25 protein-coding genes are annotated in these 24762 nt (G+C 58.2%); 16 read left to right on the top strand and 9 right to left on the bottom strand.

Going from position 1 to position 24762, the window contains the following annotated elements:
* Nucleotides 1-7: 7 nt before the first annotated feature.
* Nucleotides 8-904, bottom strand: a complete 897-nt coding sequence (locus BN1130_RS06045; RefSeq protein WP_042040868.1) for a LysR family transcriptional regulator — start codon at nt 902-904, stop codon at nt 8-10.
* A gap of 115 nt (nt 905-1019) precedes the next feature.
* Here BN1130_RS06045 and BN1130_RS06040 point away from each other — a divergent pair, with 115 nt between their 5' ends.
* The 3 genes from BN1130_RS06040 to oxyR all read left to right on the top strand — a co-directional run bounded on the left by BN1130_RS06040 (nt 1020) and on the right by oxyR (nt 3551).
* Entirely contained in the window at nt 1020-1880 is an 861-nt protein-coding gene (locus BN1130_RS06040; protein ID WP_042040867.1) for a Vmh family MBL fold metallo-hydrolase, read from the top strand.
* A 71-nt stretch (nt 1881-1951) separates the two neighbouring features.
* A complete protein-coding gene (locus BN1130_RS06035; RefSeq protein WP_084218141.1) occupies nt 1952-2581 on the top strand; it encodes a DsbA family protein in 630 nt (209 codons plus the stop codon).
* A 70-nt stretch (nt 2582-2651) separates the two neighbouring features.
* The gene (gene oxyR / locus BN1130_RS06030) at nt 2652-3551 is read left to right on the top strand and encodes a DNA-binding transcriptional regulator OxyR (protein ID WP_042040866.1); all 900 of its coding nucleotides are present in this window, start codon (nt 2652-2654) and stop codon (nt 3549-3551) included.
* A gap of 105 nt (nt 3552-3656) precedes the next feature.
* Here oxyR and BN1130_RS06025 read toward each other — a convergent pair whose 3' ends face one another.
* Entirely contained in the window at nt 3657-6188 is a 2532-nt protein-coding gene (locus BN1130_RS06025; RefSeq protein ID WP_042040865.1) for a penicillin-binding protein 1A, read from the bottom strand.
* Between the two features lie 287 nt (nt 6189-6475).
* On the opposite strand from BN1130_RS06025, the gene pilM reads away from it, so the two are divergent.
* From pilM to BN1130_RS05980, 9 genes are all read left to right on the top strand, one after another.
* Nucleotides 6476-7534, top strand: a complete 1059-nt coding sequence (gene pilM, locus BN1130_RS06020; protein ID WP_042040864.1) for a type IV pilus assembly protein PilM — start codon at nt 6476-6478, stop codon at nt 7532-7534.
* Complete coding sequence (gene tapN, locus BN1130_RS06015; protein WP_042040863.1) at nt 7522-8091, top strand: PilN family type IV pilus biogenesis protein TapN; 570 nt, start codon at nt 7522-7524, stop codon at nt 8089-8091. The genes pilM and tapN overlap by 13 nt, the downstream gene beginning before the upstream one ends.
* A complete protein-coding gene (tapO, locus tag BN1130_RS06010) occupies nt 8088-8684 on the top strand; it encodes a PilO family type IV pilus biogenesis protein TapO (RefSeq protein WP_042040862.1) in 597 nt (198 codons plus the stop codon). The genes tapN and tapO overlap by 4 nt, the downstream gene beginning before the upstream one ends.
* Nucleotides 8681-9214 carry a pilus assembly protein PilP gene (locus tag BN1130_RS06005; RefSeq protein WP_042040861.1) on the top strand — a complete coding sequence of 178 codons (534 nt, stop codon included), beginning with the start codon at nt 8681-8683 and terminating at the stop codon, nt 9212-9214. The genes tapO and BN1130_RS06005 overlap by 4 nt, the downstream gene beginning before the upstream one ends.
* A 71-nt stretch (nt 9215-9285) precedes the next feature.
* Nucleotides 9286-11358, top strand: a complete 2073-nt coding sequence (locus tag BN1130_RS06000; protein WP_042040860.1) for a type IV pilus secretin PilQ — start codon at nt 9286-9288, stop codon at nt 11356-11358.
* 191 nt (nt 11359-11549) lie between these two features.
* Nucleotides 11550-12068: a shikimate kinase AroK gene (aroK, locus tag BN1130_RS05995; protein WP_005909680.1), complete on the top strand. Its 519-nt coding sequence runs from the start codon at nt 11550-11552 to the stop codon at nt 12066-12068.
* 14 nt (nt 12069-12082) lie between these two features.
* Nucleotides 12083-13162, top strand: a complete 1080-nt coding sequence (gene aroB / locus BN1130_RS05990; RefSeq protein WP_042040859.1) for a 3-dehydroquinate synthase — start codon at nt 12083-12085, stop codon at nt 13160-13162.
* Nucleotides 13155-14702 carry an SPOR domain-containing protein gene (locus BN1130_RS05985; protein ID WP_042040858.1) on the top strand — a complete coding sequence of 516 codons (1548 nt, stop codon included), beginning with the start codon at nt 13155-13157 and terminating at the stop codon, nt 14700-14702. The genes aroB and BN1130_RS05985 overlap by 8 nt, the downstream gene beginning before the upstream one ends.
* Nucleotides 14703-14771: 69 nt before the next feature.
* Complete coding sequence (locus BN1130_RS05980) at nt 14772-15647, top strand: Dam family site-specific DNA-(adenine-N6)-methyltransferase (protein ID WP_042040857.1); 876 nt, start codon at nt 14772-14774, stop codon at nt 15645-15647.
* A gap of 17 nt (nt 15648-15664) precedes the next feature.
* Here the strand turns inward: BN1130_RS05980 and BN1130_RS05975 are convergent, their stop codons facing one another.
* On the bottom strand, nt 15665-15856 hold the full coding sequence (locus tag BN1130_RS05975; protein ID WP_042040856.1) for a DUF2970 domain-containing protein: 192 nt from the start codon (nt 15854-15856) through the stop codon (nt 15665-15667).
* A 330-nt stretch (nt 15857-16186) separates the two neighbouring features.
* On the opposite strand from BN1130_RS05975, the gene rpe reads away from it, so the two are divergent.
* The 4 genes from rpe (at nt 16187) to BN1130_RS05955 (ending at nt 18878) form a co-directional block, all read left to right on the top strand.
* The gene (gene rpe / locus BN1130_RS05970) at nt 16187-16861 is read left to right on the top strand and encodes a ribulose-phosphate 3-epimerase (protein ID WP_042040855.1); all 675 of its coding nucleotides are present in this window, start codon (nt 16187-16189) and stop codon (nt 16859-16861) included.
* A complete protein-coding gene (locus tag BN1130_RS05965; protein WP_042040854.1) occupies nt 16848-17516 on the top strand; it encodes a phosphoglycolate phosphatase in 669 nt (222 codons plus the stop codon). The genes rpe and BN1130_RS05965 overlap by 14 nt, the downstream gene beginning before the upstream one ends.
* An 18-nt stretch (nt 17517-17534) precedes the next feature.
* The gene (gene trpS / locus BN1130_RS05960; protein ID WP_042040853.1) at nt 17535-18539 is read left to right on the top strand and encodes a tryptophan--tRNA ligase; all 1005 of its coding nucleotides are present in this window, start codon (nt 17535-17537) and stop codon (nt 18537-18539) included.
* A 123-nt stretch (nt 18540-18662) separates the two neighbouring features.
* Nucleotides 18663-18878, top strand: a complete 216-nt coding sequence (locus tag BN1130_RS05955) for a hypothetical protein (protein WP_042040852.1) — start codon at nt 18663-18665, stop codon at nt 18876-18878.
* A gap of 208 nt (nt 18879-19086) precedes the next feature.
* Here BN1130_RS05955 and BN1130_RS05950 read toward each other — a convergent pair whose 3' ends face one another.
* The 6 genes from BN1130_RS05950 to kdgK form a co-directional block, all read right to left on the bottom strand.
* Nucleotides 19087-20394, bottom strand: a complete 1308-nt coding sequence (locus tag BN1130_RS05950) for a TRAP transporter large permease (protein WP_042040851.1) — start codon at nt 20392-20394, stop codon at nt 19087-19089.
* 2 nt (nt 20395-20396) lie between these two features.
* A complete protein-coding gene (locus tag BN1130_RS05945; RefSeq protein WP_084218139.1) occupies nt 20397-20948 on the bottom strand; it encodes a TRAP transporter small permease in 552 nt (183 codons plus the stop codon).
* A 52-nt stretch (nt 20949-21000) separates the two neighbouring features.
* Nucleotides 21001-22011, bottom strand: coding sequence for a TRAP transporter substrate-binding protein (locus tag BN1130_RS05940; protein WP_042040850.1), 1011 nt, complete (start codon nt 22009-22011; stop codon nt 21001-21003).
* A 319-nt stretch (nt 22012-22330) separates the two neighbouring features.
* Nucleotides 22331-22804 carry a NanQ anomerase/TabA/YiaL family protein gene (locus tag BN1130_RS05935; protein WP_042040849.1) on the bottom strand — a complete coding sequence of 158 codons (474 nt, stop codon included), beginning with the start codon at nt 22802-22804 and terminating at the stop codon, nt 22331-22333.
* Nucleotides 22805-22895: 91 nt separating this feature from the next.
* Complete coding sequence (locus tag BN1130_RS05930) at nt 22896-23516, bottom strand: bifunctional 4-hydroxy-2-oxoglutarate aldolase/2-dehydro-3-deoxy-phosphogluconate aldolase (protein WP_042040848.1); 621 nt, start codon at nt 23514-23516, stop codon at nt 22896-22898.
* Nucleotides 23500-24471, bottom strand: coding sequence for a 2-dehydro-3-deoxygluconokinase (gene kdgK / locus BN1130_RS05925; RefSeq protein ID WP_042040847.1), 972 nt, complete (start codon nt 24469-24471; stop codon nt 23500-23502). The genes BN1130_RS05930 and kdgK overlap by 17 nt, the downstream gene beginning before the upstream one ends.
* Nucleotides 24472-24762: the final 291 nt, after the last annotated feature.

The following is a 24762-nucleotide window of genomic DNA, read 5'->3' as shown; positions in this document are numbered from 1 at the left end:
CCCTTTTTTATCGCCAGAGTGGATCGGCTGCCATGCGCGCGACCATGAAGTCGAGGAAACTGCGCAGCAAGGGAGACATCTGCTTGCGGGTACCATAGACACCGTAAACGCCCATTTGCTTGGGTTGCCAGTCGGGCAGCAAGGCCACCAGCTCACCTCGCTCGAGATGCGTTTTAACCGAATAGTGGGGCTGCAGGCTGATGCCTGTGCCCGCCAGCGTGGCGGCCAGAAGCAGATTGGAGATATTGGCGCTCAGATTGCCGCTGACGGGGACCGACTGGGGACCCTGTTGACCATCAAATTGCCACAGGCTCTTGCCGAAGTAGGTGTAGGTGAGGCAGTTGTGCAAGGCGAGATCTTGCACCTGTTGCGGTACCGGATGGCTGGCGAGGTAAGCCGGGCTGGCACAGACCACCGAGTGGCAGGTGCCGAGCCGACGGGCGACCAGATTGGGGTCCAGATCGTTGGTGATCCGCACGGCCAGATCGATGCGCTCCTCCACCAGATTGACCGTTCTGTCCAACAGCAATATGTCGATGGCGGTGCCTGGATAACGGGCCAGATAGTCATTGGCGATATTCACCAGCAAGGCCTCGGAGAGGGAGTAGCTGCTGGTGATGCGCAGCAAGCCCTTGGGGGCATCCTGGTTCTGCACTGCCAGCTGCTCCATCTCTTCGCCCAGGGTCAGCATGGTACGAGCTCGCAGCAGCGCCTCCTCACCCGGGCCGGTCAGGCTGAGGCGGCGAGTGGTCCTGTGTAGCAGTCGGGCTCCCATCCAGCGCTCCAGCTCGGCCAGGTAGCGTGACACCATGGCCCGCGACATCTCAAGCTGCTCTCCCGCGGCGCTCAGGCTGCCCTGCTCCACCACGCTGACAAAGACCCGCAAGGCGGTCAGTCGATCCATGTTTGCCTCTATATGCTCGATTCATGCAACAGTTAAGTGACTATTATGCGGTATTTGCAACTCAACCGTTCTAATAAACTCTGTTCATCCCGAATCCATCATTAGGAATGACGCAATGAACAAGCACGCACTTCGCAACCTGACCCTGGCCACCACACTGCTCAGCGGCGCCGCACTAGCTGCCCCTCTGACGGTGACTGTCTACAACCCGGGCGAGCAGGGGATTTTCCCGGTCTCTTCCGAGATAGTGGCAGGAGACAAGGAGGCCATACTGGTCGATGCCCAGTTCGGGGTCGGTGATGGTCAGGCGCTGGTCGAGTTGCTGCACAAGAGTGGCAAGACGCTGACCACCATCTTCATCAGTGGTGGCGATCCTGACTTCTATTTCGGTCTTGAGCCTCTCAAGGCCGCCTTCCCGAACGCCAAGATAGTGGCCAGTCAGCACGTGGTTGACCATATCAAGGCGACCAAGGATGCCAAGCTGGCTTACTGGGGCCCCATACTGGGCGACCAGGCGCCCAAGAGCCTGATAGTCCCCGAGGTGATGACGGCATCCCACCTGACGCTGGAAGGCGAGCGGATCGAGATCAAGGCAATGAATACCCCGAGCGCCTATCTGTGGGCTCCCTCTATCAAGACCGCATTGGGTGGTGTGCCTGTTTATCACGGAGTGCATGTCTGGATGGCAGACAGCCAGACCAAGGCGGCGCGGGCGCAGTGGGTCAAGACCCTCAATGAGCTGCTGGCGATGCAACCTGCTCGCGTGATCCCGGGCCACTTCCTGGGCGCCGAACCCAAGGGCACCGAGGCGGTGACCTTCACCCGCGATTATGTGCAGCGCTTCGAGCAGGAGCTGGCCAAGGCCAAGGGCTCAGACAGCCTGATCCAAAGCATGAAGCAGGCCTTCCCGGCCCTGCCTGCCGATGACGGTCTGGCTATCGGCGCCAAGGTCGCGACTGGCGAGATGAAGTGGTAAAGCAATAAGCCTGCTTCCCTGTGTTTTTTACCGGGCCCTTGGCCCGGTTTTTTCAAGTTGGATACGATGCCATGAAGATGAATGAAACGACACTGCACTACATCTATGACCCCCTCTGCGGTTGGTGTTATGGCGCGGCCCCCCTGCTTGCAGCGGCCGCGAGGCAGGCCGGGGTGAGGGTCAAGTTGCACCCGGGAGGCCTCTGGCTCGGCGATCGGTGCCAGCCGATGGGAGCGGCTCTGCGCGACTATGTCAGGCCCCATGATGAGCGGATCCAGGCCTTGACCGGTCAGCCTTTTGGCGAGCGTTATTTCAATGAACTGCTGATCAGGGAGGGGTTGCTGCTCGATTCGGCCCCTCCCATTCGCGCCATACTCGCGCTCGGATCTCTGGGGGGCGACGAGTTGACCATGTTGCAACGGATCCAGGAGTCCCACTATCGGGATGGCCTCTGGGTCGGGGACGTGGCGCGGCTGGCCGGTCTCGCCGCCGAACAGGGGGTGGACGAGGTTGCCTTCCATCATGCCTATGAGGCCCAGGCGCTGGAGCCAGCCCTGCAAGAGAGTCAGCGCTGGCTAACCCGGCTCAAGGGTCAGGGGTACCCGACCCTGGGGTTGGCGCGGGGCGAGACGCTGGAACGGCTCGACATTGCTCCCTATCTGGGAGATGTGTCTGGGTTTCTGGCGCGATTGGCCGACTAGGTTGCCTTGTTCTTCAAGTACTTATTGGGCATGCTAGGGGTCGATTTTTGCCCGTCAGCAGTGGGGATATATGAACCTTCGCGATCTCGAATACCTGGTAGCGCTGGAAGAGGAGAAACATTTTCGCAAGGCGGCGGAGCGCTGCTTCGTCAGCCAGCCGACCCTGAGTGGCCAGTTGCGCAAGCTGGAGGATGAGCTCGGGGTGATCTTGATCGAGCGAACCTCCCGCAAGGTGCTCTTTACCCCCGCCGGTGATGCCATGGCCCAGCAGGCTCGCAAGGTGTTGCGTGAGGCGCGCGAGCTAAAGAACATCGGCCAGCACTTCGCCGAGCCCATGTCAGGGGAGATCCACATCGGCCTCATCCCCACGGTGGGCCCCTATCTGTTACCCCATATCATCCAGGATCTGCGTGAGCATTTTCCCCAGCTCGAGTTCTACCTCTACGAAGAGCAGACTCAGGTATTGATGAAGCGTCTGGAGGAGGGGGAGCTGGACTGCGTCATTTTGGCCGAACTGGATGGCATGGAGGGTTTTGGTTCACTGCCGCTGTACCAAGAGCCCATGTGGCTGGCGGTACCCCGACTGCACCCCGAAGCCCACGCCAAGGCTGTGCCGCTTGGCAACCTCAAGGGCAAGAAGCTGCTGATGCTGGCCGACGGCCACTGCCTGCGGGATCAGGCCATGGGTTTTTGCTTCGCAGCCGGGGTGGGGGAGGATGTGCGTTTTCAGGGAACCAGCCTGGAGACCCTGCGTAACATGGTGGCGGCAGGCAGCGGCATGACGCTGATCCCGCGCCTGGCCGTGCCTGCCAACCGCGACGAGGGGGGGGTGAGCTACAGGCCCGTGATTGACCCCGTTCCCGGACGCGCCATCTCACTCTTCTATCGCCACTATTCGGTGCGTCGTCCCTGTTTTAACGAGCTGGCGACCCGCATCCGCGCCCTGATGAAGGTGCAGTTGGCCAGTTGAGCCATGAACAGCACAAAGCGCAGCTCAGTGTGTGAGCGGCAATAAAAAACCGGCGCCTCTGCGCCGGTTTTTTTGATTGCCATAGGCCCGCCTGGCGGGCCTGGATCAGAACAGATCGTCGGTCGAGACGGGACTGTCGCCATCACCGAAATAGCCATCCTCCCCATAGACTCTGTTGCCGTTCGAGACGGGCGCCGAGTAACGGGTTGGCTCCGTGCCCTCCTTGAAATACTCGGTGGTGGCATTGCCGCTGTGGGTCAAGAGACCCGTGCTGGCGTCAACCGGCAGCTTGATGATGCCTTCGGGGACCGGCATCGGTTGCTCGGGTACCTTGTTGAGGGCCACCTTCATGAAGTCGATCCAGATAGGCTGGGCGGCGTTGCCGCCAAATTCACCACCGGCCGTCTGGTCGCGTCCCATGTTGGCGTTGTAGGCGACACGGCCCAGGGCCCGCTGATGATTGTCAAAGCCTATCCAGGCGGTCGCCACCAGATTCGGGGTATAGCCAGAGAACCAGGCATCCCGCGATTCGTTGGTGGTCCCCGTTTTACCCGAGATATCGTGGCGCTTGAGGTCGCGGGCCGCACGCCAGCCTGTCCCCATCCAGCCACGTCCACCCCAGATGGCCGTGGTCAGGGTATCGGTGATGAGGAAGGCACTCTGGGCACTGATGGTTTGCGGGGCCAGGTTGTTGGGCACCACAGGGTCGATGGCACACTGAGCACGCCAATCACCTTCCACATTGAGGTAGGCCTCGGGAGCATTCATGTCGGCGGCAGCCAGGGCGCCACAACCCCGGCATGCGGCGGCCGGATTAGCGGCAAACAGCAGGGTTTCGAAACTGTCTCTGACTTCGCTGATGAAGTAAGGGGTGACCTGATAACCGCCGTTGGCGAGCATGGAGAAACCACGCACCACTTCCATCGGCGTAAATTCAGCGGCACCCAGTGCCAGGGATTCATTGCGCTGGATGTGTTCGCGAGGGAAGCCGAACTTGACCAGGCCATCCATGTAGGTATCGAGACCGATGGCGCGCATCAGGCGCACCGACATCACGTTCTTGGATTTGGCCAGACCAATGCGCAGCGGCGTCGGACCATCGTAGACGGCCGGTGAGTTCTTGGGTTGCCACATGGGGCCCTTGGAGGGATCCCACTGGTTGATGGGGGCATCATTGATGATGGATGCCAGGGTATAACCCTGCTCAAGGGCGGTGGCGTAGAGGAATGGCTTTATGTTTGAGCCGATCTGGCGACGTGCCTGTTCGACCCGGTTGAATTTGGATAGTTCGAAGCTGAAACCACCCACCAGACCTTCGATGGCGCCATCGGTCGGGTTCATGGCGACCAGGGCCGCGTTGACGTCAGGGATCTGCGCCAGGATCAGGGTCTCACCCTGTTCTCGTACCCAGATCTGGGCGCCGACTTTCAGCACATCCCTCGCCGCCCTGGGGGCATTGCCCTGGCGCGAGTCGGTGATGAAGGCGCGAGCCCATTTGATGCCATCCCAGTTCAGTTCGGCCTGCTTGCCGTTCTTGAGCACTATGCTGGCGCTCTTGTCGGCGAGTTTGGTGACCACGGCCGGGATCAGGGGATCGTAGGCAGGCTCCTTGTTGAGGTGCGCGACTATCTGGTTGTAGTCCCACTGAGCCTCACCCTCTTTCCAGAGCTGGGCGCTGGGGCCACGGTAACCGTGACGGGTGTCGTAATCGGTGATGCCATCGAGCAGTGCCTTCTTGGCTGCCCGCTGGCGGTCGGCGCTGACCGTGGTGTAGACATGCAAGCCCATGGTGTAGGCGTCTTCACCAAACTGGTCCACCATCTTCTGGCGCACCATCTCGGCCAGATAGGGGGCATGGAGCGTGGTCTCGGCGCCATGGTAGCGCGCCTTGATGGGCATCTTGCTGGCTTCGTCATACTGGGCCTGGGTTATCTTGCCAGTATCCAGCATGCGACCCAGTACCACATTGCGGCGAGCGAAGGCGCGCTCTGGCGAACGGATGGGATTGAGCATGGAAGGCGCCTTGGGCAGACCGGCGATGATGGCGATCTCATCCAGGGTCAGCTCTTTTACATCTTTGCCAAAGTAGACTTGGGCGGCGGCGCCGACCCCGAACGAGCGATAGCCGAGCGGTATCTTGTTGAGATAGAGCGTCAATATCTCGTCTTTGGTGAGATTCTGTTCGATACGCCAGGCGAGGAAGACCTCCTTCACCTTGCGCACTATGGTCTTTTCATTGGTCAGGAAGAAGTTACGAGCCACCTGCTGGGTGATGGTGCTGGCGCCCTGTTGGGGTTTGCCCGAGACGGCCCAGACGGTGGCGGCACGCAGGATCCCGATGGGGTCTATGCCTGGATGCTCGTAGAAACGGGCATCTTCGGTGGCCAGCACGGCATCAATCATGGACTGAGGAATGTCGTTCAGTTGCAGCGGGATGCGACGGATTTCGCCAAACTGGGCGATCAATTCGCCGTCGCGGCTGTACACCTTCATGGGGGTGGCCAGCTTGACGTCACGCAGGGCCGACACATCCGGCAACTGGGGTTTGATGTAGAAGTAGATACCGATGAGGCTGGCGACGCCAAGTACAGCACCCAACATCATCACTATTAACAGGCGTACGAGCCATTTCTGCATGGAAGAACTACCAATCGTCTTAAAAGTAACCAACAGGCGCAGAGTATACCCACACTGCCCAGGAAAATTCGACATTTCCAAGCAGGGGATCGGCTGGCCAAAGAGCGCTCAGATTAGCATCTCGGGCCCTTTTCACCAAGCTGCGCCAAAATGGCGATTGTAGTGGCGATATAGTGAAGATGTGTTATGGCTCTGATAATTAGACAATTCTAAGTTGTGGCGCCGCTCAATATGGAATTAGCTGTTCTACAATCAAGACCACAACCCAATAACGCATGGATGTGTATATGGTTGGGCTATTCAAGAATGGAACTCTGATCCCCATGATAGGGGTGGATTTTGGCAGCCAGTCCCTCAAGGCTGTCACCCTGAACGGCACGGCGAGCAAGCCCAGGCTCGAGTCGATTGCCGATGTCCAAATGCCCAAAGGGGCCTTGATCGACTATCAGGTGCAGGACATAGAGAGGGTCAGTCAATCTCTCAGAACCCTCAAGCGTCAGCTGGTTGGCAGCAATCAGAATGTCGCGACCGCCGTCACCGGATCCAATGTGATCACCAAGGTGATACTGGTCGATGCGGGCCTCAGTGAAGGAGAGCTGGAAGATCAGGTGCAGCGGGAGGCCGAGCAGCTTATCTCCTACCCTCTCGATGAGGTCAGTCTGGATTTCGAGGTGTTGGCTGGTACCCCCGAGGCTACTCGTCAGCGAGTATTGCTCAGCGCCGCCCGTACCGAGAGTGTCAGCGGCAGGGTCAGCGCACTGGCTGAGGCCGAGCTCACGACCCGAGTGGTGGATGTTGGGGCCCATGCACTGGTTCGCGCCGTATTGGCCTGTCAGCCTGAGCTTGCCAGTTTGGAAAAGCCTGTGGCCGTCATCGATATCGGGGCGAGCACCATGACTTTCGCCTCGGTGCAAAAGGGGGAAGTGACCTACTTTCGCTTGCAGAATTTTGGTGGTGACCAATACAGCCAGGCGATCTCCTCCTTCTATAACCTTCCCTTGGATGAGTCTGAACTTGCCAAGACTCAGAACCAGTTACCTCAGGATCATGAGATTGAGGTACTGCAGCCGTACTTGCAGAGCCTGTTACAGCAGGTACGTCGCAATATTCAACTTTTTGTCAGTTCGTCCGGACAGCGGGATCTCGCCAAGCTGGTACTGACCGGGGGAGGGAGTCTGGTAGCCGGGCTGGCAGATATGCTGCATCAGGAATTCTCTCTGGAGGTGCTACACCCGGATCCGTTTGTCCTGTTTGGTCATACTGGCGGTGATGGGCGTGGTCATGGCGCCAAGTATATGACCGCGTTTGGCTTGGCCTTGCGGAGCTTCACACCATGTCAAATATAAACCTGCTACCTTGGCGCGACGCTAAGCAAAAGCGTGAAAAGGCGCAGTTTGGTATGCTGTTTGGGGTCTGTCTGGCGGTGACAGCCTCTCTGGGGTTTGCGGTTGACTGGTTCGTGAACCAGCAAGTTTCTCAGCAGCGTGGCTTGAATCAGCGCTTGGTGCAGGAGATGGTCAAGCTGGATGCCCAGCTTGGTGAGATCCGTCTCATCAAGGATAAGCGCAAAGGGTTGCTTGAACGGATGGCGCTCATCGAGAGACTGCAGCAGCGCCGTAACTTACCCGTGCGCCTCTTCAACCAGTTGCCGCTTTTGGTGCCCAATGGCGTCTACCTCAATACGCTAGCGTTGAAGAGTGATGCCATTGATGTGAATGGCAAGGCCGAAGCCTATGGCCGGGTGGCGAGCATGATGCGGCGCATCGATGGTTCCGGCTGGTTGGGGGCGTCTCGCATAAGCACCATCTTTGCCTCGGATGTGGCTCCCGTTGCTCTCAGCCAATTCTCCATGATGTTCCAGGTCATCAAGTCGCCAGCCGATGCCGCGGGAGGTAAATCATGAACCTGCAACAACTCAACGATCTGGATCTGAACAACATAGGCGGCTGGCCTAAGGCGGCCAAGCTGGTGCTCATCCTGTTTGGCTGCGTCTTGCTCGGCGGTGCTATTTATTACTATGTGATAGCCAGTTCACTGACCGCCCTGACTCAGGAACAGAGCAAGGAGAAAGAGCTCAAGGCACAGTTTGAGAGCAAGGCGATGCTGGCCGCTAACTTGTCTGCCTATAAAAAGCAGCTGGTCGAATTGGAGCAACTGGTTGATACCCAGCTCAAGCAGTTACCCAACACCCATGAGGTCGCTGGTTTGCTTGATGACATCAGCTTCATCGCCACTGACAACGGTCTCAAACTCAATCGTATTCACTGGGAGGCCGAGACGCCCCATGAGTTCTCTACTGAACTACCGATGCGCATTGAGGTTGCAGGTACCTACCATGAGATTGGCAAATTTACGGCAGCCATGGCGGCACTGCCGCGCATCGTCATTCTGGACTCTTTTACCCTGAGCCATGGAACCAACAGCGACATCATCTCCATGTCCATGCTGGCCAAGACTTATAAATACAATGGCAATGCCGGGGGGCAGAAAAAATGAGGCAGCTCCCCAGATATTGCTTTGTGTTGTTGCTTGCGGGTTGTAATAGCCAGGAGAACATGGATGGCTACATCAGCCAGATCAGGGCCAGGCCCCCGGTTGCCATAGAGCCATTGCCCACCATAACGCCATTCTCTCCCCTGCATTACGAATCGATGGATAAACGAAACCCTTTTGTTGAGCCTCAGCCAGAGAGTCGTGCCGGCGTTGAACAAAAAGCCAAAGCTGATTGTGCCCAGATAGTGGCAGATAGACCCAAGGAGGTGCTTGAGAACTACTCGCTGGCGAGTTTGGCGATGCAGGGCACCATGGGCAAGCAGGGGCAATTGTGGGCACTCATTCGCACGCCTGATGGTCAATCCATGCGCATGGGGCTGAATCATTACATGGGGTTGGATCAGGGGCGGGTCATCAGGATCACCAATACGGCGGTGGATTTGCTGGAAACAGTGCCCGACGGCAAGGGATGTTGGGTAACGCGTGAAACGCAGTTGGTGATGGCCAATATAGAAGCAAAAAATAATCGGTGATGAGCATGAAGCATTGCCGCTGGTGATGGTCCATCTTCTTGAAGCGAAACGATAATCAGGGATGAGCGTCGATGAGAATAACAACAGCAATTACATTCAGGGTGGCTGCGCTGTTACTGGGCAGTTCGTTTCATCCGGTATGGGCGATCCCGACTTTGCAGGAGGTAAAAGTCAATCCCCTGTTGGCCGATCAACTCTTGCTGGAACTGAGCTTTAGCGAGCCGGTTTCGGGTTTTACCGACCGGCTTGGCTATCAACCCAATCAGTTGATGTTGCACATCCCGGGGGCGGTAGGGGCCCTGAAGGTCAACCCATTGCCCATCAAGCAGGAGGGGGTCGACAGCGTCAAGGTCGATGGTAAAGGAACAGGACTGGATATACAGATTGCACTGGACAGATTGATGCCTTATCAGGTGCATCAGCAAGGCAACAAGTTACTTATCTCTCTCGGTGACAAGGCGGCCAAACCGGAACCGACCCCTGTCGCCAAAGCACCCATGGTGTTGCCTGCCACCAAAGCCAATACCGAAGATGCCTATTTCAACTCGGTCAAGGGGGTCGATTTTCGCCGTGGCAAAGATGGCCAGGGTGAGTTTCTGGTGCGGTTGGATAACAGCTCGGCAGCCGTGGATGTCAGCAGTACAGGACAGAAAGTGGTGGCCAAATTTCACGGAACCCGGATCCCGGACGATCAGCTGAACCTCATCAATGTACAAGACTTTGCCACCCCGGTTTCCCAAGTGGAGGCATTTCGTCAGGGTAATGACACCCGATTCGAGCTATCGGTGAATGGCCAGTTCGATTTTCGCTACGATCAGGCGGACAAGCTGTTCATCATCGAAGTGAAAAAGCGTGCGCCGGTCGGCACTGTCGCCAAACAATATAAAGGCAAGCCCATCTCCCTGAATTTCCAGGACATACCGGTACGTACCGTGTTGCAGCTCATCGCTGACTTCAACAACCTCAATCTGGTGACCACGGATTCAGTCTCCGGCAATATCACTCTGCGCCTCGATGGTGTGCCCTGGGAGCAGGCCCTCGACATCATTCTCAAGGTGCGTGGTCTCGACAAGCGCCTCGATGACAACATCTTGCTGGTCGCGCCGGCAGAAGAGATAGCGGCCCGGGAGAAACAGCAGCTGGAGAGCCGCAATCAGGTGGCAGATCTGGCACCGCTCTATACCGAATATATGCAGATCAATTACGCAAAGGCGTCGGAAGTCGCGGCCCTGCTCTCCTCCGAGAGCACCAAGCTGCTCTCGGCAAAAGGCGCGGTGAGCGTGGATGAGCGCACCAACGTGCTGGTGGTGAAAGACACGGCCGATGTCATTAGCAACATCAAACGCATGTTGGATATCCTCGATATCCCGGTCAAACAGGTGGTGATCGAGGCCAGGATGGTGACCATAGATGACGGCTTCGACGAGGCACTCGGGGTGCGCTGGGGGGTGACCAAGAATGATGGTCATGGCAATAGCACATCGGGTTCGATAGAGGGGAATGATGGTTCGGGTAATGGCACTGGCACCAATACCAGGCCCGGAGTTGAGGATCGCCTTAACGTCAATCTGCCGGTCACCAATGCCGCAGGCACCCTGGCCTTCCAGGTGGCTCGCCTCGCCAACGGAACCTTGTTGGATCTCGAACTGTCGGCGCTGGAGAAAGAGAGCAAGGCGGAGATCATCGCGAGCCCAAGAGTTACCACGGCGAACCAGAAACCGGCATTGATTGAACAGGGTACCGAGATCCCCTATGTGGAATCATCCTCCAGCGGTGCGACCTCGGTTACCTTCAAAAAAGCGGTACTGAGCCTGAAAGTGACACCGCAGATTACGCCGGACAACAGGGTCATCCTCGATCTCACTGTGACCCAGGATACCAAGGGCGAAACGGTTCCTACCGGGACCGGGGATGCGGTCTCCATCAATGCCCAGTCCATCACCACCCAGGTGCTGGTCAACAATGGGGAGACCTTGGTACTCGGCGGTATCTATCAGCAGACCATCAAGAACGATGTCAGCAAGGTCCCCCTGCTCGGTGATATCCCGGGCCTTGGCATCCTGTTTCGCAAGACCACCAGCGAGAACAAGAAACGCGAGTTGCTGATTTTTGTGACGCCAAGGATAGTTACCGACAAGTTTTGAATGCTTTACATATCAGGGTAAAACACATATAACCTTACGCCCCGATGAGGCTGGGGCGTAAGGTCTGCGGTTGCCAGTCCTGATTTCTATTGAGATAATCCCCCTCCTGATCCATCGCAAGACAAGGTTCATAGGTACCCCGATCCATAGTTCATCGGGGTCGTACAGTTTGTAATTACTAATGAAAAGACATGGCTGAGAAACGCAATATTTTCCTGATAGGTCCCATGGGTGCGGGCAAGAGCACCATAGGTAGACATCTGGCAGAACAACTGCATATGGAGTTTTTCGACTCAGATCATGAAATTGAGCGCCGCAGTGGTGCCGATATCAGCTGGGTGTTCGATGTTGAAGGCGAAGAAGGTTTCCGGATTCGCGAAGAGAAGGTGATCGGCGATCTGTCCGAGCAGCAAGGCATAGTGCTGGCGACGGGCGGTGGTGCAATCAAGAGCCGCGAGACCCGCAACAAGCTCTCTGCCCGCGGCATAGTCGTTTACCTCGAAACCACCATTGAAAAGCAACTGGCGCGCACACAGAGAGACAAGCGCAGGCCCTTGCTACAGACCGAAGAGCCGCCCCGTGAAGTATTGGAGCGTCTGGCGTACGAGCGCAATGCCCTCTATGAGGAAGTGGCCGACTTTGTTATCCACACCGATGATCAGAGTGCTAAAATCGTCGCCAATCAAATCGTCAAGCTAATCGGTATGTAATGTCGAGGACGTCCATGGAAAGGTTGAAGGTCGAACTGGGTGAGCGTTCTTACCCGATAGAAATAGCGGCTGGACTGCTGCAGCACCCCGACGTGCTGACTCAGGCCATCAAGGGTAGACGGGTCATGATAGTGACCAACACCGTGGTGGCTCCCCTCTATCTGGAGCGGGTGAGTCAGCTACTGGCGGACTATCAGGTAGAACACCTGATCCTGCCGGATGGTGAGGCACACAAGACGCTGGCGACTTTCGAACGCATCATGTCTGCGCTACTTGAGACCAACCATGGACGTGATACTACCCTGATCGCCCTGGGTGGGGGCGTGATAGGGGATGTGGTGGGCTTTGCGGCCGCCAGCTTCCAACGCGGTATCCCCTTCATCCAGGTCCCCACCACACTCCTCTCCCAAGTCGACTCCTCTGTTGGCGGCAAGACTGCCGTGAATCACCCCCTCGGCAAGAACATGATCGGTGCCTTCTATCAGCCCAAACTGGTCGTCATAGATACTGAATGCCTGCAGACCCTGTCCGAGCGTGAATTTGCCTCAGGCATGGCAGAGGTGATCAAGTACGGCATCATCTGGGATGCAGATTTCTTCAGCTGGCTGGAGCAAAACATGCCTCGGCTACAGCGGCAGGATCCGACTGCGTTAGCCTATGCCATTAAGCGTTGCTGCGAGATCAAGGCCGAAGTGGTTGCCGAGGATGAGACTGAGCACGGTGTGCGGGCGCTGCTCAATTTGGGTCATACCTTTGGTCATGCCATCGAAGCAGAACAAGGCTATGGCAACTGGCTGCATGGCGAGGCTGTCGCTGCGGGTATGATGCAAGCGGCGGCCACGGCCCGGTTGCGTGGTCAGGTGAGCGGCGAACAGCAGGAGCGGATCCGTGCCTTGCTGCTGGCGGCCAAGCTGCCGGTGAAGGGGCCTGCCGATATGAACTTCGATGCTTACCTGCGTCACATGCGCCGTGACAAGAAGGTGCTGGCTGGCAAGCTGCGTCTGGTATTGCCGGTGGGAATAGGCCATGCCGAAGTGGTGGCCGATGTGTCTGATGCTCAATTGCAATCGGTGATCGAGTCCGAATGTGAGTAAGTTGCTTCAGTTTCCCTCTCAGCGGCAGCTGGTCGAACGGCTGCTGCATCTGATTGAATTCAATCATCCTTTTATATTTCTATCCGGTCCGGCCGGCAGCGGCCGCGCCACCCTCTGCGAGCTGTTGCTGACCCGCCTGCCTGAGAAGGTGCAGGTGGTGAGCCTGATCGGCCGTCCCGACATGAAGATGGGCGAGGTGCGTCAGCTGCTGCTTGAGCAGATAGTTGATAAACCCCTGTTCAATCCTCAAGATGCCTTGGCTGACAGCTTCTTTCGCATGATGGAAGGAAAGCCTGCAACGCTGTTGTTGCTGATCGAGCGTGCGCACGAGTTGCCTGCCGAGGTGCTCAGCGAGCTTTGGACCCTGTGTCGTCACAATGACACCCTGACCAAGCCTCATCAGTTGGCGACCCTGTTGACCGCTGATGACGCCTGGTGTCGCACTGTGCGCCCGGGTCTCAAGGGGCGAGCCATGCCCTCCCTCGAGCTGGAGGTCGCCCCCCTGAGCGCCCCTGAGCAACGCATCTTCCTGTATGAGAAAGCAAAAGCGCAGAAGATACCGGCGACCCTCTTGCCCAAAGCCAAGGTAGAGGAGATCCTGAGCCAATCGAAAGGACAGCCGTCCATCATCATGCAGGCACTGGAGGATATCATGACCGACAGAAGACCCAAGAAGTCGCAACCCAAGCTGCCCATCAAGCAGGTCGTCCTGGGTTTTGTTGCCGTCATCGGCATCTTGCTGGCGCTCACTTACCTGCTTCCCCCGCTGTTTTCAGACAAGCCGGAGGGCCAGGAGATGGCGAAACCGGTGAGCACAACACTGCCAGCCCCCATTCCGGGGGAGAGTCCGGCTGGGGCTGTGAACCAGGCAGATACTCAACTGGGAGCAGCCAGTAATGACAGCGGCGCTCTGGTACGGGATTGGAAACCAGAGAGCCAGGTCTTGCCCAAGAAAGTGGAGAGCGAGACGGTGACTGCCGAGTCAGGCAATTACGAGGGTCGCCGGATAGTGATCTCCGACGACGTGGTCGAGAAGCTGATGACAGGGCCCAGCGTCAGCGGCGCCCTGCCCAGCGAGGTGGTCAAGGAGCTGACCGGTGACGCGTCAAACGTGGCCCCGTCCAATGGGCAGGCAGGCTCGCAAGCCAAGCAGGCGACAGGCAATCAGGCTGCCACGACAGCCCCAGCGAGCCAGACAGGCCCTGCCAAGATTGTCGAGCAGGCCGCGTCAGCCCCCCGGGTTGCCCTGACCCCGGTAACCACCTTGCAGCAGAAAGCCAAGACCCATTACAGCGTGCAGTTGATGGGGGCGAGCAACCGGCCAGCGGTCGACAGCTTCGTGGCGGAGAACCAGCTGTCGGGCAAGGTCTGGGTCTATCAGACCCAATTCCGCGGCAGTCCCTGGTTCGTGGTGCTGCAAGGCGATCATGCCAGCCTCCAGCAGGCGAAGGCGGCCATCCGCCAGTTACCACCCGCCCTGGTCAAGGGGCAGCCCTGGCCCAAGTCGTTCGCCCAGGTACAAAAAGAGCTGAAGCCATAGCAGCAGGTCGGATAAGGGGGTAGAATCGTCCCCCTTTTTGGGTTGCTGCCTTCTTAACGCCGGATTTCCATGAAGAAAACACGCGCTTTTTTAAAATGGGCCGGGGGAAAGTATTCCCTGGTTGAAGAGATTGCCGAGCGGTTGCCAGCAGGGCGTGTGTTGCTGGAGCCTTTCGTCGGTGCCGGATCCGTGTTTCTCAACACCGATTACGATGCCTATGTGCTCAACGACATCAATCCGGATCTGATTGCCCTCTATAACCATCTCAAGCTCACACCTGAGCAATTGATTGCCGAGGCGCGCAAGCTGTTTGTGGCCGAGAACAATCACAAGGCGGCTTATTACCGGTTGCGGACTCAGTTCAACCAGACAGAGGGCAGCTTCGAGCGCGCCCTGCTGTTCCTGTTCCTCAACCGCCACGGGTTCAACGGCCTGTGCCGATACAACAAGAAGGGGGGCTTCAACGTCCCCTTTGGCTCTTACAAGAAGCCCTATTTCCCGGAAAAAGAGCTGTGGTTCTTCGCTGAGAAGGCGCAGAAGGCGACCTTCATCTGCGAGAGCTATGCCGATGCCATCAAGCGGGCGCAGGCCGACTGGGTCATCTATTGCGATCCCCCTTATGCCCCTCTCTCTACCACGGCCAGCTTCACCAGCTATTCGGCCGGGGGCTTTACCCTGGACGATCAGGCGGTGCTGGCGCGGCTGGCGCGGCACACGGCTGCCGAGAAAGGGGTTCCCGTGCTCATCAGCAACCACGACATCGAACTGACCCGCGAACTCTATCGTGGTGCCAGGCTCGATGAAATCCTGGTCAAACGCACCATCAGCCGCAATGGCGGCACCCGCAACAAGGTGGCCGAGCTGCTGGCGCTCTATCCTCCCGGCATAGCGCCGGAGCAGGGGTGGTATCCAGGGGATCTGGTCGAGGTTGGCACCAGCGTCTAGGCAGGGCCGCTGAACGGCTAAGCGAGCACCCAGCTCACCAGTAGCCAGAGGCTGCCTAGCATCAGGGCGATCAGTAGCACTCCCATCAGGATGAAAGCCAATGGCGAGCCGTCGGCAAAATCTCGCTGGCGATTGCGCTGGGATTGCACCCCGAACAGGGCGGCGAGGGTGCTGGTGAGCGTGTGCCACAGGGTGAGTCTTTGGTTCATGTGCGCCTCCTGGCTCCCTACAGCCTAGCCAGCTTTCGCCAAGAGAGCCCCTTCCGTCCCTCATCACTCTGCGCTGTATGTTGTTCATCCCATCATGGGAGATGGTCTCTATTTGCCCTGATGAGGGTGATATGAGTCGAGATTGGAGGCTGGAGACGGGTTGAGCACTCTCAACTTCCCGGCCCGGGGGGCGCCCATATCTCCCCATATCCGGGAAAATGGGTCTCCCGTGGGCCATGAGGCGCGGTAAGCGGCAATCAGTCTCGTTTCCTGAGCCAGTTTGGGGTAAAATTGCGCCGTTTTTTCGCCTAGCTGCCAATGGATGACGTGATGAAAGACTTTCTGATAGCTCCCTCGATCCTCTCCGCCGATTTTGCCCGTCTGGGCGACGATGTTGCCAAGGTATTGGCAGCGGGTGCCGATGTGGTGCATTTCGATGTGATGGACAATCACTATGTGCCCAATCTGACCATAGGCCCCATGGTCTGTCAGGCCCTGCGTGACTTCGGTATCAAGGCGATGATCGATGTGCACCTCATGGTCAAGCCGGTGGACAGGATAGTCCCTGATTTTGCCAAGGCGGGTGCCAATCTCATCACCTTCCACCCGGAAGCGTCCGATCACGTCGACCGCACCCTTGGGCTCATCAAGGAGCAGGGCTGCCAGGCTGGCCTGGTGCTCAATCCGGCCACGCCGCTCTCTTGCCTCGAATATGTGATGGACAAGCTGGACGTGATCCTGCTGATGTCGGTCAACCCCGGTTTCGGTGGTCAGAGCTTCATCCCCGGCACCCTCGACAAGCTGCGCCAGGTGCGCCGTCTGATAGACGAGAGTGGCCGTGACATTCGCCTGGAGATCGATGGCGGGGTCAAGGTAGACAACATTCGTGCCATTGCCGAGGCCGGTGCCGACATGTTCGTGGCCGGTTCTGCCATCTTCAGCCAGCCAGACTACAAGGCGGTGATCGACCAGATGCGTGCGGAGCTTGCCCATGTCCAGCGTTAATCGTCCCTTCGATCTGGTGCTGTTCGATTTGGACGGCACCCTGATCGACAGTGCTTCCCAGCTGGCGCTGGCGGTCAATCGCACTCTCACCGATCTGGGTCTGGCCGAGGCCGACGAGGCCGTGGTTCGTACCTGGGTCGGCAATGGTGCCGATAAGCTCATCTCCCGCGCCCTGGATTATCGCGGTGCTGGCGAACAGTTCAGCCAGGCCCGCGGCCTGTTCGATCGGCACTATCAGGCTTGTCTGCTGGAAGGGCTGGCCATGTATGACGGGGTCGAGCAGAGCCTGCGCCGTTTACAAAAACTGGGTTACCGCCAGGCCGTGGTGACCAACAAGCCGAGTCACTTCGTGCAGCCGATCCTCGATGCCCTCGGCATTGCCGATTGCTTTGCGCTCTGGCTGGGCGGCAACTGTGTGGAACCAAAGAAGCCGAGCCCGACACCGCTGCTGCATGCCTGCCATGAGCTGGGTGTCAGCCCGGCGCGCACCCTGATGGTGGGTGACTCCGAAAATGATGTGCTGGCCGCCCAGGCCGCCAGCATGAAGGTGGTAGGGCTCACCTATGGCTACAACTATGGCCGCCCCATTGCCGACTCCAATCCAGACTGGGTGTGCGAGCATTTCTGTGAGCTCGATGCCCTGCTGGTCGAATAAGAACAAGGACTCCTCTCCATGGCCAAACCAATAGTACTGAGCGGTGCCCAGCCCTCCGGGCAGCTCACCATAGGCAACTACATGGGCGCCCTGCGTCAGTGGGTCAAGATGCAAGATGACTTCGATTGCCTCTATTGCATCGTCGATCTCCATGCCATCACCGCCCGCCAGGAGCCTGCTGCCCTGCGCAAGGCCTGCCTGGATGCCGCCGCCCTCTATCTGGCAGTCGGGATTGATCCCGCCAAGAGCACCGTCTTCATCCAGTCTCATGTGCCCCAGCACGCCGAGCTTGGCTGGATCCTCAACTGCTACACCCAGATGGGTGAACTGTCGCGTATGACCCAGTTCAAGGACAAGTCCGCCCGTTTCGAGAATAACGTCAACGTCGGTCTGTTCGGCTACCCGGTGCTGATGGCGGCGGACATCCTGCTTTATCAGGCCAATCAGGTGCCGGTCGGCAACGATCAGAAGCAGCATCTGGAGCTGACCCGCGACATCTGCACCCGTTTCAACAATCTGCATGGCGAGGTGTTCACCCTGCCCGAACCCTTCATTCCCGAAGAGGGTGCCCGGGTGATGAGCCTGCAGGATCCGACCAAGAAGATGTCCAAGTCTGACGACAACGAGGCCAACTTCATCGGTCTGCTGGAAGATCCCAAGCAGATAGTGAAGAAGATCAAGCGGGCCGTCACCGATTCGGACGAGCCGGCCGTGGTGCGCTTCGATCCGGTCAACAAGCCTGGGGTGTCCAACCTGCTGACCCTGATGTCTGGCGTGACCGGCCGCCCCATCCCTGAGCTCGAGCAGCACTTCGAAGGCAAGATGTATGGCCATTTGAAAGGTGAGTGCGCCGAGGCCGTGGTTGCCCTGCTTGAGCCGCTACAAGCCCGTTTCCATGCCCTGCGTCAAGATGAGACTCATCTGCAGGCCATCCTCGCTGCCGGTGCACAAAAGGCCCGGGAAAGGGCTGAAAAAACCCTGGCCAGCGTATATGATGTGGTTGGCTTCGTTCCCAGAGCCTGATATATCGGATTGTGGTGTAACCGTAGGAAGCCGGGTATCAACCTGGCTTTCTTTGTTTTCCCCCTCGGTATCTGTGATCCCCGGATCCTGAATTTAAGTGGACCCCGAGTCCCAAGAGTGAGCATGTCCATCCAAGAAAAAATCTCCATAGACGAGCTGGGCGACAAGGGTCACTGGCTGCGCAAGTTTCGCAAGGCCAAGAACCTCAATACCCTGCAACTGATGGTCTCCAATGCCATCGACAAACACCATGCTACCCCGGCCATCGCTGCCGCCATCTACCTCGCCGAGTGTCAACGAGAGCGCGAGATGGAACAAGGCCGCTACCTGGATCGCTGAGGCGCACCTCCGGGCTCCGCCTATCCGCGGTGGTTCTGCCCACGTAATCTCCCTGACAGTGCGCGCCAGCCCCAGGGCGCCCTGCTCTCTCCTGCTTGTTCTCATCCCCCGTTTCCTTGCTGCAGAGATGAAAAAACCCGGACGCCGACGCGCCCGGGGTGGGTTCATCACGAGTGCGACCGGCATCCATGCCCGTCGCACAGAGGCATCATTTGATCAGTCCCATCGCCTGGGGCAGCGCCATCGAGATGGCTGGTACATAGGTCACCAGCATCAGCACCAGCGCAATGACCGCGAAGAAAGGCAGCAGTGGCTTGATGACCCCTTCAATTTTTATCCCCCCGATCTTGCATCCGGTGAACAGTATGGGACCAACCGGTGGCGTGATGGTGCCAAGGGAGAGATTGAAGATCATCATGATGCCAAATTGCACCGGATCCATGCCGAACTGGGTGCAGATGGGCAGGAAGATGGGGGTAAAGATGAGTACCGCCGGGGTGGGGTCCATGAAGGTGCCCACTAGCAGCAGTACCAGATTCATGACCAGCAGGATGATCAGGAAACTGTCGGTGAAGGAGAGCAGGGCCGATGCGATCAGTGCCGGGATCTGGGTGAACGCCATTACCCAGGACATGATGGATGAGGCGGCCAGCATCAGGATCACGATGGCGGTCATTTTGGCGGTAGCCAGGAAGATGGCGGGCAGATCGACGGCCTTGATGTTCCGGTAGCAGACACCGAGGATCAGCGAATAGACCACGGCAATGGCGGAGGCTTCGGTCGCGGTGAAGATGCCACCGAGGATGCCACCGATAACCACAACGATCATCAGCAGGCTGGGGATGGCATCTAACAACAGTTTGAGGCGCAGACCCTTGAGAGAGTTGTGCTCGGCCACATAACCACGGCGCTTGGCAATGAAGCCCGCCACCAGCATGACCCCCAGTCCCCACAGAATGCCGGGCACGTAGCCGCCCATGAACAGGGCCGTGATGGAGACACTGCCCGCCACAGTGGCATAGACGATCAGGGAGTTGCTTGGGGGGATCAGCATGCCAGTCGGTGCCGAGGCGATATTGACCGCGGCACTGAAGGCGGGATCGTATTTATCCTTCTTCTGGATAGGGGACATGATGCCGCCGATGGCCGCCGCCGAGGCGACGCCGGAGCCGCTGATGGAGCCAAACAGCATGTTGGCAACCACGTTGGTCTGGGCCAGAGGACCCGGCAGGAAGTTGCTGACTATCTTGGCGCAGTTGATCAAGCGGATGGCGATGCCGCCATTGTTCATCAGATTGCCGGCCAGGATGAAGAAGGGAATGGCCAGCAGGGCAAAGGAGTCCAGGCCGACGAAGACCCGCTGGGCCGAAGTCAGGATGGCGCCATCGAAAGGCAGGATGATCACCATGGCCAGGAAGGAGGGGAGCCCGATACTGATGCTGATAGGGGTGCCGATAAACAGCAGGACAAAGGCACCGATGAACATCACCAGCGCGACAACAACCGCAATATCCATGGTTATACCTTTTGCTTGAAGGAGAGTTGTCTGGCCAACCCGTATTGGTTGTACAGGCAATAGAAAACGGTCAGCACGCCGCAAAGAGGGATGGCGGCATAGATGACGCCGATGGGGATCTGCAGCGCCGAATCGAGCTGTCCCATCTGGCGGCTCATCCCGATGTAACCCCCCACGGTCAGTACCAGCAGGGCAAAGAGAGTGGTCGCCAGCTCACCGAGCATCTCCACCAGGATGCGCACATTGCGCGACATGCGATCGCGCATGAAGGTGATTGCCATGTGTTCGCGCAGGCCAAAGACATAGGCACTGCCGATCAAGACCAGCCAGATGAACAGGTAGCGGGAGAGCACCTCGCTCACGGCGCTTGGGCTATTGAGCAGGTAGCGGGTTGCCACCTGATAAGTGACCAGTAGGGTCATCACGGCCACGATGGCGATGCAGAGATAAGAGACCACCAGATCCACTCTTTGCTTGAACCCGGTCAGCGAGGCATAGAAGCCATGCTGAACGGATGGTTCGGAGAGGGTTGCTGGTTGTTGAGCGGGTTTCATAGCGGAACCTCATAGGAGGGGTTGCCATGGCAACCCCTGGCAACAACAGCCATTAGTTGGCCAATGCGCGGATCTTGTTGAAGATATCTTTCTGCTCCGGGGTGGTCAGCAGCGTCTCTTGCAGCGGCTTGCAACGCGCCTGGAAGGGGGCAATATCGACCTCAGTAAAGGTGGCGCCCTGGGCAGTGGCCGTCTGTTTGGCGGTTTCTAGCGCCTGGCTGAAGAGATCAAACTCGGTCGCGGTACTCTCTTTGGCCAGTTTGCGGAAGGTCGCCTGATCGGCGGCATCCATCTTCTCCAGGAAGGACTCATTGACCACCAGCAGATCGGCCACCATTACATGGCGGGTGTAAGAGAAATGGGGCGCCACTTCATACTGCTTCAGATCGGCGTAGGTGATCTCGTTGTTCTCGGCGCCATCAAGCACCCCCTGCTGGATGGCGGAGTAGACTTCGCCCTGACCCATGGGCACCCCGGTGCCCCCCATACAGGTCAGCATCTTGACCATGGTATCGGACTGCATAACCCGGATCTTCTTCCCTTTCATCTCTTCTGGAGTCTTGATTGGAGCCCCTTTGATATACATGCTGCGGGCCCCGGCGGTATAGGCGGTCAATACCTCAAAGCCGTTGCCCTTGGTGGAGCTGAACAGGCCATCGAGGAGATCACCGGTGAAGACTTTGCGCTGGTGATCCGGGTTGTCGTAGATGTAAGGCATGGCCAGCACGGAGAAGTTTTTGTTGAAGTTCTCGACCAGGGGGTTGGCGACGACGGCCAGTTGAATGGCACCGGATTGCACCAGTTCCAGTGCCGCTCGTTGATCTCCCAGCAGCTCGTTCGGGTGAATTTCCAGCTTGTATTTACCACCGGTCGCCGCTTCCAGCTTCTGGCTGAAATCTTCGAGCGCCTTGAACTGCGGATTGTGTTCAGACTGGTTGAACGCTGTCTTCAGGATCAGGGGGCCAGCAGCCTTGCTGTCTTCACCACATCCAGTCAGAAACAGACCCGCGGCGACCACTGTGCCAATCAGAGACAGTCTGGGCAGAGCATTCATTGTACGCATGTGTGTAACCCCTTTATGGACTTCGTTATTTTGATGCTGTTCATGCTACGTGAATCCGGCCGCATTTCAGTGATCAAAATCAAGTTAATGAAATGGCGTTCCATATTTGTGGAAATCAAAAATCAAGTTTTGTGATGGCCGTTTATTACACTGCGGCGATGCTGATGGAATAAGGCTTCAAACGAGTTTTTCGGTAAAAATAGGGGAGGGCAGATCCCACCGGAGCACAGTAGAGCGAATAGAAGATGGGGGAGGCGTGCTAAATGGTGCTGGCCTCCTGATCGGGAGTTCATGCCAAGGGGGTAGAGGCCGGCGACTCTTATTGGGCTGACAGCCACTCTTTGCAGATCTTGACCACGACTTTCTTAATCTGGGCAGGGGAGCCGACCTGGCAGGTGGGTCTGTGCACTTCACCGGGATAGAAGATGGCGAAGTCACCGGTGTCGAGCAACAGCCGGGTGGTGATCGCCGGGTTGTCCAGGAAGATGAGATCCGGTTTGGTTTCCTGATGGTCATGGGGAGCGCGGATTGTGGTGCTGAGGGCGATCGCCTCCTGCCCGGCCAGCACTATCTGGATATCCAGATAGCGATCGTGGAACTCACTCTTCAGATCCGCCTCCTGAGCCGTGATGGGGGAGGAGACGATGTAGAAGACGGCATCCTCGATGAGATCATATTTCCCCTCTGCCTGCTGTTGCAGGTTGTGCAAGGAGAGCGCGGGCCGGTTGAGAAGATGCCGCAGTGGGGATGGCAGCATGGCGATGTCCAGTTGCTGCAGATTACCAACGATCATGGGTAGCTCCTTTGATTGAACCGGTGGCTGAGGTCGATGGCGAACCGGTCGAGGCTGGAATGATGGGCCCGTGAGACGGGCCCCGGCCGATTTAGAGGGCGGCCATGGCTTCCTTGGTCAGGGCGCCGATCTTGTCCCATTCGCGATTGTCGATGAGGTTGGCAGGCACCATCCAGGTGCCGCCACAGGCGAATACCGCAGGCAGGGCAAGATAGTCCTTCACATTGCTCGGGCTGACGCCGCCAGTGGGCATGAAGGAGACCGGGTAGACGGCGCTCATGGCCTTGAGCATGCCCAGCCCACCGGATGGCTCTGCCGGGAAGAACTTGAGGGTCTTCAGACCCAGCTCCATCGCCTGTTCGACCAGGCTGGGGTTGTTGACGCCGGGAATGATGGGAACGCCGCGCGCCTGGCAATATTGCACGATGCGCGGGTTGAGCCCGGGACTCACGATGAAGTCGACCCCCGCCTCGATGGCCTGATCGACCTGGGCTGTGGTCAGCACTGTGCCGGCACCAATGATCATCTCGGGAAAGGCTTCCCGCAGCCGGCGGATGGATTCGGCCGCCGCCGGGGTACGGAAAGTGATCTCGGCACTGGGCATGCCGTTTTCCAGCAGGGTGCGGCCAAGGGCGACGGCATCATCGGCGTCTTTGATGGCAATGACGGGGATGATCTTCAGGGCACAGAGTCGTTCAAGCAATGCTGACATGGGAAGCCTCATTGTATGGGTGATCAGGGGTGATGGGGTGCGGCATGGCCGTCAGGGGGATGATGGCGCCACGATGTTGAATGACGGTGCTCGCCAGCCGATGGGCATAGCGGGCCGAGTCGGCCATGGACTGCCCCGCCAGCCGGGTGGCGAGGTAACCGGCGCTAAAGGAGTCGCCAGCTGCCGTGGTGTCGATGATCTGCTCTTTCGCCAGGGGAACGGCCAGCACCTGGTCGCTGTACCCAGGCTGCACGATGAGACAGGCCTCGGCCCCGCGCTTGATGACGATCTCGTTCACGCCACATGCAAGGGTGCGGGCCAGGCACTGGGAGTCGTCGCTGTCCCCCCAGAGGGCGACCTCGTCATCCAGGGTCAGGAAGGCGAGATCGGTTAGCGCCAGCATGGCGGCATAGGTCTGCCGGGCCGCGGCCTGGCTCTCCCACAAGCGGGGGCGGTAGTTGTTGTCAAAGGCTATCCTGGCCCCGCCAGCCCGGCACTCGGCCAGCCTGTTCAGCAGGGTCAGCCGGTCATCTTGTGACAGGATGGCGAGGCTGATCCCGCTCAGGTAGAGGTAATCGAAATCGTGCAGTCGCTCACCGATCCGCTCGGCCTCTGGCGTCTGCAGCCAGTAGCGGGCCGCAGAGTCGCTGCGCCAGTAGTGGAAGGTGCGTTCACCTCGATCATCGGTCTCGATGAGATAGAGACCGGGCAGCTTGTGGTCAAGGCGCTGCACCAGCTCGGTGTGTATTCCCTCTTGCTGCCACTGGGTCAGCATGGCCCCACTCATGGGATCCGTGCCCAGGGCACTCACGTAATGCACAGCGATGTCCGGGTTGGCGCGGGTCAGGTAGACCGCCGTGTTGAGGGTGTCCCCGCCAAAATGGCGCACTATGTTGGCCCTGCTTTCGGACAGCTCGATCATGCATTCGCCAATGACGGCGACCTTGATAGGCATAGCGCTTCCCCTGTTTTCCGCGTTGATGATGGCGCTATTCTATTTAACTAACGGAGAATAAAAAACAATTGAAACATCATTTCATTAAAAATGTGATGATTGTCTTGTGTTGATGACTCGCAGGGTGGAGGCAGGGGAAAGTGGCCGTGAGCCAGGGGTTATAAAGACTATCGTCGCCACCTCTGCGGCGAGGTGCGGGTGAATAGTCGCGTGAGCGAGACCACATTCTCTATCCATGAGTGGATGATTTGACTGGATAAGTGGCTCTGTCACTATGAGGGCCAGCTCATT

The sequence above is a fragment of the Aeromonas rivuli genome (genome assembly GCF_000820045.1).
Lineage (GTDB): Bacteria > Pseudomonadota > Gammaproteobacteria > Enterobacterales > Aeromonadaceae > Aeromonas > Aeromonas rivuli.
The sequence above is the reverse complement of the archived record's forward strand: the minus strand, read 5'-3'. Positions and strand labels throughout refer to the sequence as shown.